This window comes from Streptomyces sp. NPDC048521 (assembly GCF_043199855.1).
In the GTDB taxonomy this organism is placed as follows: domain Bacteria; phylum Actinomycetota; class Actinomycetes; order Streptomycetales; family Streptomycetaceae; genus Streptomyces.
The window spans coordinates 398,363-410,448 of sequence record NZ_JBICWR010000005.1 but is presented as its reverse complement, the minus strand read 5'-3'; the positions used below and the strand labels follow the sequence as shown (position 1 = coordinate 410,448).

Sequence of the window (12,086 nt, the reverse complement as noted above, 5' to 3'; positions counted from 1 at the left end):
ATGTCCTACCGCGTCTGCTTCGTGTGCACCGGCAATATCTGCCGCTCCCCCATGGCCGAATCCGTCTTTCGCGCGCGCGTGGCGGAGGCCGGGCTCGAGGACCTGGTCGAGGTCGACAGCGCCGGTACCGGAGGCTGGCACGAGGGCGAGGCCGCCGACCCGCGCACCGTCTCGGTCCTCGAGGAGCACGGCTACGACACCGAGCACATCGCCCGCCAGTTCCAGCCCTCGTGGTTCGGCCGGCTCGACCTCGTGATCGCCCTCGACACCGGCCACCTCCAGGCCCTGCGCCGCATCGCCCCCACCGAGGAGGACGCGCGGAAGATCCACCTGCTGCGCTCGTTCGATCTCACCGCCGACGGCGACCTCGACGTTCCGGACCCGTACTACGGGGGCCGGGACGGCTTCGAGGAGTGTCTTGAGATGGTGGAAGCGGCGAGCACTGGTCTGCTCGCCGCCGTACAGGAACAACTGGAGGGACGGGCCGCATGAGCGACGCCACCAACGACGAGGGCCCCATCGGCGACGGCACGCGCGCGGTACGGGCCGGACTGCCCGAGCCGGTCAAGCACGAGCCGACCCTGCCGGGACCGGTGTTCGCGGCTCACTTCCACCTGCCCGGCGAGGTGACGGGGCCGTACTCCTACGGCCGTGACGACAACCCGACCTGGACGCTGCTGGAGAGCGCCATCGCCGAGCTGGAGGCGCCGGGGGCGGAGGACGTCGAGACGCTGGTGTTCGCCTCCGGCATGGCGGCGATCTCCGCGGTGCTCTTCTCCCAGTTGCGCGCCGGGGACGCGGTCGTGCTGCCCTCCGACGGCTACCAGGTGCTGCCGCTGGTCCGCGCCCAGCTGGAGGCGTACGGCGTCGAGGTGCGCACCGCGCCCACCGGCGGCGACGCCCAGCTGGAGGTCCTCGACGGCGCCCGGCTGCTCTGGATCGAGTCCCCGTCGAACCCCGGGCTCGACGTGTGCGACATCCGGCGGCTGGTGAACGCGGCGCACGCGTGCGGTGCTCTGGTGGCCGTCGACAACACCCTCGCCACCCCGCTCGGACAGCGCCCGCTGGAGCTCGGCGCCGACTTCTCCGTGGCCAGCGGCACGAAGCAGCTCACCGGGCACGGAGACGTCCTCCTGGGCTACGTCAGCGGTCGGGACGCCGAGGCGATGGCCGCCGTACGCCGCTGGCGCAAGATCGTCGGGGCGATCTCCGGCCCCATGGAGGCCTGGCTCGCGCACCGGTCCATCGCCACGCTCCAGCTGCGCGTCGACCGGCAGAACGCCACCGCCCTGCGGGTCGCCGAGGCGCTGCGGCAGCGGCCCGAGGTGTCCGACCTGCGCTACCCCGGTCTGTCCGACGACCCCTCGCACAAGATCGCCTCACAGCAGATGAGCCGCTACGGCTGCGTGGTGTCCTTCACGCTGCCCACGCGCGCGCGTGCCGAGCGTTTCCTCGAGGCCCTGCGTCTGGTGGAGGACGCGACGAGCTTCGGCGGGGTGCGCTCCACGGCCGAACGCCGCCGCCGCTGGGGCGGGGACGCGGTCCCGGAGGGCTTCATCCGCATGTCCGTCGGCGCCGAGGATCCCGACGACTTGATCGCCGACCTGCAGCGTGCCCTGGACGAGTCCGCGGAGTGAGCCGGGCCGCAGCCACCGAATGAGCTGGGACGCGTCCGCCCGCTGGTGTCGGCGGACGGTCCGAGCCTCCCCCCTCGTGGCTCGGACCGTCCTCGGTTCCGCGTGCTGAGAACCGTCCGGACAAGGCTAGTTGACTCTGTGTCAGTGTCCAATCACGCTAGCGACAGAGACCTATCGACTTATTTATAGTTGCCTGCCCGGGGGCCGGAGGACGGCAGGGACAGGGGAGGGCACGCCATGGATCTGGCCTTGCTGCGGACCTTCGTCACCGTGCACCGGGCCGGTTCCTTCACCCGCGCCGCCGCCCTGCTCGGGCTCTCCCAGCCCGCGGTCACCTCGCAGATCCGCACGCTGGAGCGCCAGCTGGGCAGACCTCTCTTCCTCCGGCAGGCCCGCGGGGTGACCCCGACGACCATCGGCGACGAGCTGGCGCACAAGGCCGCACCGCACCTCGACGCCCTGGTGGAGATAGCCGAGACCGGCCTGGACGACGAGTCGTCGTTACGGACGCTGCATCTCGCCGGCCCGCCGGAGTTCACGGCCGAACGCGCCCTGCCCGCCCTCACCGAGCTGACCGGCGAGGACGGCCAGGGCTTCACGCTGCGCGCCTCCTTCGGTACCGCGGAGGAAACACTGGAGGGGCTGGCCGCCGGACACCACGATCTGGCCATCAGCACCGCCCGGCCACGCGGCGCCCTGCTCACCGCCACTCCGCTCTGCGACGAGGAGCACCTGCTGGTCGCCGCCCCGCGCTGGGCACAGCGGATCGGCTCGGACGCGCTGCGCCTGAAGGGAGCGCCGGCCCTGGAGAACCTGCCCGTCGTCGAGGTCCATGAGTCGCTGCCCTTCGTCTCACGCTACTGGGCCTCCGTCTTCGACTCCCGCCCGGCTGCCTCGGGCGCGGTCATCGTCCCCGACCTGCGGGCTGTGCTCGCCTGTGCGATCGCGGGCGCCGGGCTGGCGGTGCTGCCCCGCTACCTGTGCGTCCCCGCCCTCGCCCACGGCACGATCGTCAGCCTGCACGACCCGGTGGTGCCACCACTGCGCACATACTTCCTGGTGGTGCGCACCGGCACCCTCGCCATGCCCCATATCGCCCGGGCCCTCGAGTGGCTCCAGCGGGCTGCCGCGGCCTGGTGCTGACGGCGCCTTTCCAGGAGCGCACTCCCTGCGGTCGCACGGTGGCGCTTTGCGATGTTTCACGTGGAACCTGCCGGGCCACATTTCTCCCATGACCGTCCGACCCGTGGTCAAGCGCACCGCCCGTGCCGTTCTGCTGGACGGTGACGACCTGATCCTGATCAAGCGCACCAAGCCCGGTGTCGATCCCTACTGGGTCACGCCCGGCGGCGGGGTCGAGCCCGGCGATCCGACCGTCGTGGACGCCCTGCATCGAGAGGTGTACGAGGAGCTCGGCGCCAAGATCACCGATGTGGTGCCGTGCTTCGTGGACACCGTGGAGCACATCGGTGACGATGGCGGCGCCACCGGTGTGAAGGTGCAGCACTTCTTCGTCTGCCGACTGGAATCCATGGATCCCTCCCTGCGCCACGGCCCCGAAGTGGACGAGCCGGCCGGTGAGTACGAGATCGTTCGTGTCCCGTTCACCCGCGTCGGCATCGCCTCCGTCCATCTCGTCCCGCTGTCGCTGCGCCACTACCTGGACGGCAATATCGAGGGGGTACGCGCCATGCATGCTCCCGACCTCGGATAGCGCGGTCAGTCTCCGACGACGAGCAGTTCCTCCACCGAGTCGTGCCGTATGCGGCTGGGCGGGATGCCGATGTTCCGGAGCACGTCGACTCCGCTGCGGATCATGCCGGGCGGCCCGGAGAGATAGGCCTCGTACTCGTTCCAGGGGCCGTACTGGCGTACGGCGTCGGGAAGCTGGAAATGGGCTTGCTGGTCTATGACGGCCCGGACCGACAGCCAGGGGTGGCTCTGCTGGAGTCTGAGCAGGGTGTCGATGTCGTACAGGTCGTGGTCGCTGCGCGCGCCGTAGAACACCTCGACCGATCGGCGTGCGCCGTGATCTGCAACGTCCTCGACCAGAGCCTTGATAGGCGCAATGCCGGTGCCGCCGCCCAGGCAGAGCAGACCGCCGGCGGTGGTGTGGTCGACGGTCATCGAGCCGGCCGGAGGACCGAGCCGTATGACGTCTCCGGGGCGAGCGCGGTGCACCAGCGCGGTGGAGACCCAGCCGGCCGGGACGGCCTTCACATGGAACGTCAGCAGACCGTCCGAGCGAGGTGCGGAGGCGAAGGAGTAGTGCCGCCACACCCGTGGCCACCAGGGCGTCTCGACGCTCGTGTACTGGCCTGCGAGGAAGGGATAGGGCTGGTCGGGGCGGACCGTGAGGACCGCGACATCGGCGGTCCTCAGGTCGTGCGTGACGATCTCGGCCTGCCACCAGGCGGGGGTCCGAAGTTCGTCCGCCGCCGCCGCGTCGATCATGACCTGGGAGATCGTCGTGTACGCCCGCACCCAGGCCGCCTCGGTCTCCGGGTTCCAGACGGCGGCGTACTTGCTCAACGCACCGATCAGACATTCACCTACGGCCGGATAGTGCTCAGCGCGGGTCCCGTACTTGCGGTGCCCGCGGCCCAGGTCCTGCAGGTGATCGACGAGGACGGCGGTGTTGTCCAGGTACTCGGCCGCGATGAGCAGGGCCTTCAGCAGCCGATCCCGCTGAGCGTCCATCGCGGCTGGGAACAGCGATCGCAGCTCGGGGTGGCGGACGAAGAGGAGCGCGTAGAAGTACGAGGTGACCTTGTCGGCGACAGGGCCGATCTCGGCCATCGTGCGGCGGACGAGGATCGCGTCCGGGGACCCTTCCTCGACAGCGGACGCCGACCGCTGAACGGGCACACGCTGCGCGACCGCGACATCGGGATGATCCTCGTGCGGCTCCTGATCACCGTCCGGCGGCGGAATCGAAGACGTCGTGCGCGGCGTGAACCAGCCGCCCCCAGCCGACATGCCGTTCTCCCCCGACGTGGTGGTCGGAGCGTCCATGGTGTGCCCTCGCCTCGAACGTCTCTCGGTCGGTCGCGCACCTTCTCCTCGGAAAGTGCCTGCTTTCCCCCGGCGGGCGGCCAGCCGTAGCGCTTGCTCCGCAGCTTCCCATCCGATCGGATGCCGCGGGCATCCTCGGAAACGGGTTCTTCGATCTCTCCGTCCCTTTAGGCTGCTGCCCTGCTCTCGGCCCGCACGGGATGCGTGGACCCCGTTCCGGACGTGAACCGGAGTCGACCCTACCGGCCGTTGCCACGCACACAAGTCCCCCCTGCCTCCGTCAGGAATCAGGCAGGGAGCGAACCGTGAAGGCCGTCAATTACCGGGCGCCGCTGACCAATTCATAGGCATTCCACAGATCCTGTCCCCTGTAGGAATGAGTCGCGAGCCCGTCCAGGTGGCCGTCCGCATTCACCGCCACGGAAACCGGTACGACAGCAAACAGCTCCTTGTCCGACGACGAGTCGCCGTACGCCACGCAGTCCGCCCGCGCTACACCGAACTCCGCGCAGAGCCGGTCCGCGATGGCCACCTTGGCCGCGGCGCTGAGCACCCCGGACGGGTCGACGGGCGCGGTGAACGGTACGGCGGGGAAACGGGACCCATGGGCTGCGTGAGCACCCCAATCCAGCAGGCGTTCCACGAAGAAGGAAGGCGAGAGGGACACCACCGCGCAGTATTCGCCCGCGCTTCTGATCTCCGCCCACACCTCACGGATCCGGGCCAGCCAGGGAGCCGCCTCGAAAGCGGCGTCCACATGCGCCTCGGTAAGGGCCGCCCACAGGTCGTACACCTGCGCCGCGTACTCCGGCGGCCCGATGCGTCCCTCCGCAATCGCCCGGTCCAGCGCCACCGTCTCCGCCTCCAGTCCCAACTGGCGGGAAATCTCCACCGGTGCCGTGGTGCCGTGCAACAACGTGCCGTCGAGATCGAACAGATGAAGTCTCGCCATGACCCTGAGGCTAATCGGCTGCCGATGTTTCACGTGAAACACTCACAGCCGTTCCCTGGTTGTACGCAGGGCTACGACATGGCCAAAAGCACGTACGTCTCTGTCGAAACGGGTGGACGCCAGGGGTGCCGGTCGGACAGCCTGACCTGCGTGCCGACTCCTTCCCTCGCCGCTCTGCCCATCCGCCGTCTGACGCTTCGCGATCTCCGTGCATGCGCCGACTTGTCCGAGGACCGGGGGTGGCCACGCGAAGAGCACAAGTGGGGCTTCCTCCTCACCGCCGGAAAGGGCTTCGGCATCGACGACCCCCAGGGTGGCCTCGTCGCCGCGTGCGTCGTCACCGAGTACGGCTCGTGGCAACGGCTGGAACTCGGCGCCATCGGCATGGTTCTGGTGGCCGAACGCCATGCCCGCCAGGGCGTCGGGCGCCGTCTGATGCAGCACGTCGTGGCGGCCATGGGAACCACCCCGCTGACCCTGCACGCCACTCCTTACGGCCGTCCCCTCTACGAGGAGCTGGGCTTCAAGGTGACGGGCCGGGCGGAGATGCTGACCGGCACGTTCACTCCCAGTGGTCCGGAGTCCGGGGTGCCGACGCGGGCCGCGACCGCAGAGGACCTTCCCGCGATCCTGCGTCTGGACGAGGAGGTGTTCGGCGCCGACCGCACACCCCTCATCACCCGTCTGCCCGCCTTCGCCGACCAGCTGCGAGTGGCCGAGGAGGGCGGCCGGATCATCGGTTACACGGCGGCGTGGCCCAACATGGACACCCACGTCGTCGGCCCGCTGATCGCCCGGGACACGGAGACCGCCAAGGCCCTCATCGCCTCGCTGGCGGTCGGCACGAACCGCCCGCTGCGCACCGACATCGACGTGCGCCACGAGGAGCTGCTGCGCTGGGCGAAGACACGGGGACTGGCCTCCGTGGCTTTCAATGCCGTGATGACCTACGGCATCACCGATCTCCCGGGGGACTGGACGCGCCGGTTCGCGCCACTGACGGTGGCCGCGGGCTGAGCCCCCGCACGACGAACGCCGGCCCCACCACTCGAAGCGGTGGGGCCGGCGTTGTCCGTCCGGGCCGTGTGATCAGGCGAGCGCCTGCACGGCCACGGTGGCGAAGCCGTGGTCCTGCTCCGGCGCACCGCCGCCGACGCCGATCGCGCCGATCAGCCGGCCGTCCCGGTGGACGGGGACACCGCCCGCGATGAACAGCAGGGGCCGGTCGAGGGCCGTGGGCAGCGTGTGGAAGAGGCCGCCCGGCTGCACGGCGTCGACCAGATCGGCGGTGGGTGCGTTCAGCTGGAGGGCCGTGTAGGCCTTGCGGGTGCTGGTCTCACCGGAGATCAGCACGGCGCGGTCGTCCCGGCGGAAGGCGAGCAGGTGGCCGCCGGCGTCCAGGACGGTGACGCTGACGGTGACTCCGGCGTCCTCGGCCGCACGGCGGGCCGTGGTGACCAGCAGCTCGGCGTCCTCGATGGTGAGCGGGGCGACGACGGTGGTGCTCATGGAGCGTTCTCCTTGGTGGTGCTGAGGCGGATGCTTGCCGCACCTGGGGCACAGCCCGGTGCGGGGATCTGTCGGGTATCGGTGAGCCGGGCTCAGTGGTGGACGGGCGTCCGCTCGCCGGCGGGCGTGCCGGAGGCGATCACAGCACCGTGCGCGCCGTCGCGGCGTTCCAGGGCCGCCGAGACGACGGCGAGGACCAGGGCGGCCGCGGCGAGGACGGCACCGACCCAGTTGGGGGCGGTGTAGCCGAAGCCGGCCGCGATCACCATGCCGCCGAGCCAGGCGGAGAGGGCGTTGCCCAGGTTGAAGGCGCCGATGTTCACGGCCGAGGCGAGCGTCGGAGCGCCGTGCGCCTGATCGAGGACGCGCTTCTGCAGCGGGGGAACGGTGGCGAAGCCCAGGGCGCCGATCAGGGCGATGGTCACGGCGGCCGCGAACTTGTTGTGGGCGGTCAGTGTGAAGAGTGCCAGGACGACGGCCAGGGCACCCAGGGAGACGTACAGCATCGGCATCAGGGCACGGTCGGCGAACTTCCCGCCGATGAGGTTGCCGCCGACCATGCCGAGGCCGAACAGGACCAGCAGCCAGGTGACCGAGCCGTCGGCGAAACCGGCGATGTGGGTCATCATCGGCGCGATGTAGGTGATGGCCGCGAAGACACCGCCGAAGCCGAGGACGGTCATCGCCATGGCGAGCAGAACCTGGGCGTTCTTGAAGGCGGCCAGCTCGTGCCGCAGATGCACACCCTCCGGCCGCGGCATCTCGGGCACCAGCTTGGCGATGCCGGCGAGACCGACGACCCCGAGGGCGGCGACGATGCCGAAGGTGACGCGCCAGCCGACGTTCTGCCCGATGAGCGTGCCCAGCGGGACGCCGACGACATTGGCGACGGTCAGACCGGTGAACATCATGGCGATGGCACCGGCCTTCTTGTCGGGTGCCACCAGCTCGGCCGCGACGACCGAGCCGATGCCGAAGAAGGCTCCGTGGGCGAGCGAGGCGATCACTCGTCCGATCAGCATGATCGCGAAGGTCGGGGCCACCGCGGAGAGCAGGTTTCCGGCGATGAAGAGTCCCATCAGCAGCATCAGCATCCGCTTGCGTGAGATCTTCGTGCCGAGCACGGTCATCAGTGGGGCACCGATGACCACACCCAGCGCGTAGCCGGTCACGAGCAGGCCCGCCGTGGGGATGGAGACCCCGAAATCGCCCGCGACCTCGGGCAGCAAGCCCATGATCACGAACTCTGTGGTGCCGATTCCGAAGGCCCCGATCGCGAGGGCCAGAAGCGCGAGAGGCATGAGGGGGTACACCTTCCCAGACGATTGCAGGAGCGCGTTTCGTGCGTTCACAATAGTTGCAGACGCGGGCTAAGTGCAACCGCCGACTATTGCGGCAGTGCTCTACTCTTGTTTCAGCCGCTCCGGATCGGAGGAAGACGCCCATGACAGCGACGGACCCCGCGCTCACCGCCCTCGCCCAGGGTTGGTGCGCCCTCTCTGCGCTGCACGGAAAGATCGAGGCGCACATCGAGCGCGCCCTGCAGGCCCACCACGACCTGAGCGTGCGGGAGTACTCCCTGCTCGACGTGCTCAGCCGACAGCACGACGGCGAGGGCGGGCATCTGCAGATGAAGCAGGTCGCCGACGCGGTCGTCCTCAGCCAGAGCGCAACCACGCGCCTGGTGACCCGTCTGGAGGACCGCGGCCTGCTGGAGCGCTACCTGTGCCCCACCGACCGGCGCGGTATCTACACCAACGTCACCGAGGCCGGCTTGCGCCTGCTGGAAGAGGCACGACCGACCAATGACGCCGCCTTGCGCGATGCCCTGGACGAGGCCTCCAGGAACCCCGAGCTGGCCCCGCTGGTCCGGGTCGTGGAGTCACTGAACGTGCCCGCATAGGGTGCGGGCATGGGAGATCTTGAAATACGGCACGCAACCGCCGAGGACCTGCCGGCGATCGTCGCGATGCTCGCCGACGATCCGCTGGGCGCCCAGCGCGAGTCGCCTCACGACCTGACCCCGTACAGGGTCGCCCTGGACCGCCTTGACGCCGACGCGAACCAGCATCTCGTCGTCGCCGTGCGCGAAGGCCGCGTGATCGGAACCCTGCAGCTCACGATCATTCCCGGACTCTCCCATCGAGGGGCGACCCGCGCGCTCATCGAGGCCGTGCGCATCCACGCCGACGAGCGGGGCAGCGGGCTCGGCGGCCGGCTCATCGAGTGGGCGATCGACACGTCCCGGCAGCTCGACTGCCGGATGGTACAGCTGACGTCCGACAAGACACGTACCGATGCACACCGCTTCTACGAGCGGCTGGGCTTCACGGCCTCGCACGAGGGCTTCAAGCTGAAGCTGTGACGGCACCACGGGGCAAGAGAACGGGGCGGTGCGTTTCACGTGAAACACACCGCCCTCGCATGTGGGGACTAGCGGATTCCTCGCCACCCCTCCGGGTCCACTCCGCCAGGCACGGGAGCCTGGGTGTCGTACGGCTGCCGCGTGAACACGAACGACCCCAGGTCGAGGTGGCTTACGGACCCGTCCGGGCGGTGTACGGGCCGTAGCAGCTCGCCGGCGTAGTAACCCTCCAGGCCCCTCCAGGTGCCGTCGCCGTTCGAGCGGAAGCGGGCACGGCGTCCGCCCCCGGTCAGCGGCCCCAACGCGATCAGCCCGTCGGCGCTCACCCGCAGACCGAAGGCATGAGTCCCCCAGTACCACTGCCCCGCCAATTCCAGCACCGTCGGGTCGACCTCGCGCAACGGTCGCCACGGCTCAGGGATCCGGGGTTCCGCCTCCGCGACGATCCGTACGAGGTCGGCGCCCAGCGCACCCAGCAGCGGCCCGCTGGTGCAGTTGGCGAGCACCACCGCGGCGACATCGTCCTCCACACTGATGGTGAGGTTCGCCAAAAAGCCCGGCAGCGAACCGGAGTGCCCGACGAGCAGCCTGCCGTCGCGGCGCTGAATCTGCATCCCCAGGCCATAGCTGTTCCCGTCCACCACGTCCGCGGCCTCGGCGGGTGCCGCCGGGGTCCGCATCTCCCGTACCGACTCCGCGCTGAGTACCCGGTCGTCCCCCCGGGCCAGAAAAGCGGCGAACCGCGCCAGGTCCCCCGTGGTCGACCACAGTTGTCCGGCCGGTGCCATCCGGCCGAGATCCTCCAGCGGCTCGGGCAGCAGGGCATCGGCCCACGGATGCACGGCCCATCCCCCCGCGTGCGGCGGCTCAGGTTGCACGCTCGTACGGTGCAGTCCGAGCGGTTCGAGGATCTCGCCGCGCAGCACCTCCTCCCAGGGGGCGCCACGCAGCTCCTCCACCAGCGCGCCGAGCACCGTGTAGCCGGGGTTGGAGTAGTGGTGCCGTCGACCGACGGGATGCAGCAGGGGCTGCTCACCGAGCACATCGCTCAGCTCGGGCCGCAGGGAGCCGGGGGTCCGTTCCCACCAGGGCGCGGGGGACTCGGCCGCCAAACCCGCGGTGTGGGCGAGCAGTTCGGCGATGGTCGCCTCTCCCGCGCCGGTACCCGGCAGATGCTTCTCCAGCGGATCCTCGAGATCGAGCAGGCCCTCGTCACGCAGCCGCATCACCAGTACGGCGGTGAAGGTCTTGGTGATGGACCCGATCCGATACTGCACGCCCTCGTCCGGCGCGTGCCCCTGGACCGAGGTGCGCGCCCCGTGCCACACGGCCTCTCCGTCCCGTACCACGGCGGCGACCAGCGACGGCGCCCGCCCTTCGGCCTGCGCGACGGCGATCCGGTGCAGCAAGGCACGCCGGGTGCCGGGGAGCAGCGCTTCGTGAGATGTCGTCATGAGCCCAGTCCACCGGCTGCTGCGGCGGGCGTCGAATTCATTTCCGCGATGGCCGGCGGCCTGGTCCGCGTCGGTGCCGATGTGCTCCGCCAGAACCAGAGCCTTCCACAGTGCCCACCCACAAGCCCACACGGGCCCACACCCGCGCTGTTCTGCCGACGGTGAAGACCGGCCCGCCCGGGACTCGACCATCACTACAGTCCAGGCCCATGACGACGGTCACAACGCGCACGGTCGCATACCCGGCGGACGGCCTGACGATGATCGGGCACCTCGCGCTCCCCGCCGGTGTCGACCGCCGGCCCGCAGTCCTGATGGGGCCCGAGGGGCCGGGCTGAACGACTTCCAGCGCCGCCGGGCCGACGCCCTCGCCGAACTGGGGTACGTGGCGCTGGCCTTCGACCTCCACGGCGGGCGCTGGTTCACCGATCCACAGGAGATGCCGGCGCGCGTCACCCCCCTGCTCGCCGACCCCGACCGGATGCGGGGAATCGGCCACGCGGCACTCGACGTGCTGCGCGCCGAACCGCAGGCCGACCCCGACCGGATCGCCGCTATCGGCTACGGCACCGGGGGTGCGATCGCGCTGGAACTCGGGCGCGACGGCGTCAACCTGCGCGTGATCGGGACGGTCAACGACCTGACCACGGGCCGACCGGGCGAGGCGGCGCGCATCCGTTGCTCCGTGTGGGCAGGGGTCGGATCGGAGGACCCGATCATGCCCGCTGAACAACGAGACGCCTTCGCCGCCGAGATGCAGGCCGCGGGCATCGACTGGCGCCTCGTGGTCTACGGCGGAGCCCTGCACGCCTTCCACCACCCGCCGGTCGACCAGACCGTGCTCCCCGGCGTCGGCTATCACCCGCAGCACGCACAGCGATGCCGGCGCGACATCGTCGGCCTGCTAGCCGAGTGCCTGCCCGTAACGGAGTGAGCCAGAGCGTCAGGACGGCCGTCGTCATGACATGCGTGCAACCACGGCGACCGGCGGGCCCGGCCGGACGGCCCAGGAACCCTTGAACGCGCAGGAGATCCGCCGGCGCCCGGTGCGGAGTCTGCGGCTGAGCCACCGAGCACGAGGACTACATGCGAGCTCGGATTGCGCACCGATGAGTTTCCCGCGCCGCGCCGGTCTGTATGCGTGAGACCGACTC

Annotated in this window: 12 protein-coding genes and 1 pseudogene; 8 read left to right on the top strand and 5 right to left on the bottom strand. The window is 70.1% G+C overall.

Features of this window, described 5'->3' with window-relative positions; genetic code table 11:
- The 4 genes from ACGFRF_RS15495 (at position 1) to ACGFRF_RS15480 (ending at position 3,351) form a co-directional block, all read left to right on the top strand.
- Positions 1-492, top strand: a complete 492-nt coding sequence (locus ACGFRF_RS15495; protein WP_393740001.1) for a low molecular weight protein-tyrosine-phosphatase — start codon at positions 1-3, stop codon at positions 490-492.
- Positions 489-1,637 carry a cystathionine gamma-lyase gene (locus ACGFRF_RS15490; RefSeq protein ID WP_393739999.1) on the top strand — a complete coding sequence of 383 codons (1,149 nt, stop codon included), beginning with the start codon at positions 489-491 and terminating at the stop codon, positions 1,635-1,637. Before ACGFRF_RS15495 ends, ACGFRF_RS15490 begins: the two co-directional genes overlap by 4 nt.
- A 237-nt stretch (positions 1,638-1,874) precedes the next feature.
- On the top strand, positions 1,875-2,780 hold the full coding sequence (locus ACGFRF_RS15485) for a LysR family transcriptional regulator (RefSeq protein WP_393739997.1): 906 nt from the start codon (positions 1,875-1,877) through the stop codon (positions 2,778-2,780).
- An 88-nt stretch (positions 2,781-2,868) separates the two neighbouring features.
- Entirely contained in the window at positions 2,869-3,351 is a 483-nt protein-coding gene (locus ACGFRF_RS15480) for an NUDIX domain-containing protein (RefSeq protein WP_391696324.1), read from the top strand.
- A 5-nt stretch (positions 3,352-3,356) separates the two neighbouring features.
- On the opposite strand, the gene ACGFRF_RS15475 is transcribed toward ACGFRF_RS15480, so the two are convergent.
- Together ACGFRF_RS15475 and ACGFRF_RS15470 are read right to left on the bottom strand one after the other, a co-directional pair.
- Positions 3,357-4,652, bottom strand: a complete 1,296-nt coding sequence (locus ACGFRF_RS15475; protein ID WP_393739995.1) for a globin domain-containing protein — start codon at positions 4,650-4,652, stop codon at positions 3,357-3,359.
- Between the two features lie 319 nt (positions 4,653-4,971).
- On the bottom strand, positions 4,972-5,604 hold the full coding sequence (locus tag ACGFRF_RS15470) for an HAD family hydrolase (protein WP_393739993.1): 633 nt from the start codon (positions 5,602-5,604) through the stop codon (positions 4,972-4,974).
- 150 nt (positions 5,605-5,754) lie between these two features.
- On the opposite strand from ACGFRF_RS15470, the gene ACGFRF_RS15465 reads away from it, so the two are divergent.
- Positions 5,755-6,621 carry a GNAT family N-acetyltransferase gene (locus ACGFRF_RS15465; RefSeq protein ID WP_393739991.1) on the top strand — a complete coding sequence of 289 codons (867 nt, stop codon included), beginning with the start codon at positions 5,755-5,757 and terminating at the stop codon, positions 6,619-6,621.
- A gap of 72 nt (positions 6,622-6,693) precedes the next feature.
- Here the strand turns inward: ACGFRF_RS15465 and ACGFRF_RS15460 are convergent, their stop codons facing one another.
- Positions 6,694-7,113: a heme-binding protein gene (locus ACGFRF_RS15460; protein ID WP_393739989.1), complete on the bottom strand. Its 420-nt coding sequence runs from the start codon at positions 7,111-7,113 to the stop codon at positions 6,694-6,696.
- A 92-nt stretch (positions 7,114-7,205) separates the two neighbouring features.
- Positions 7,206-8,414 carry an MFS transporter gene (locus ACGFRF_RS15455; protein ID WP_393739987.1) on the bottom strand — a complete coding sequence of 403 codons (1,209 nt, stop codon included), beginning with the start codon at positions 8,412-8,414 and terminating at the stop codon, positions 7,206-7,208.
- Positions 8,415-8,557: 143 nt separating this feature from the next.
- Between ACGFRF_RS15455 and ACGFRF_RS15450 the strand changes: the two genes are divergently transcribed.
- Together ACGFRF_RS15450 and ACGFRF_RS15445 are read left to right on the top strand one after the other, a co-directional pair.
- A complete protein-coding gene (locus ACGFRF_RS15450) occupies positions 8,558-9,016 on the top strand; it encodes a MarR family winged helix-turn-helix transcriptional regulator (RefSeq protein ID WP_393739985.1) in 459 nt (152 codons plus the stop codon).
- 9 nt (positions 9,017-9,025) lie between these two features.
- Positions 9,026-9,478, top strand: a complete 453-nt coding sequence (locus ACGFRF_RS15445; RefSeq protein ID WP_393739983.1) for a GNAT family N-acetyltransferase — start codon at positions 9,026-9,028, stop codon at positions 9,476-9,478.
- A gap of 68 nt (positions 9,479-9,546) precedes the next feature.
- On the opposite strand, the gene ACGFRF_RS15440 is transcribed toward ACGFRF_RS15445, so the two are convergent.
- Positions 9,547-10,932, bottom strand: a complete 1,386-nt coding sequence (locus tag ACGFRF_RS15440; RefSeq protein WP_393739982.1) for a serine hydrolase domain-containing protein — start codon at positions 10,930-10,932, stop codon at positions 9,547-9,549.
- Between the two features lie 209 nt (positions 10,933-11,141).
- On the opposite strand from ACGFRF_RS15440, the pseudogene ACGFRF_RS15435 reads away from it, so the two are divergent.
- A pseudogene (locus tag ACGFRF_RS15435) lies at positions 11,142-11,866 on the top strand (dienelactone hydrolase family protein).
- Positions 11,867-12,086: the final 220 nt, after the last annotated feature.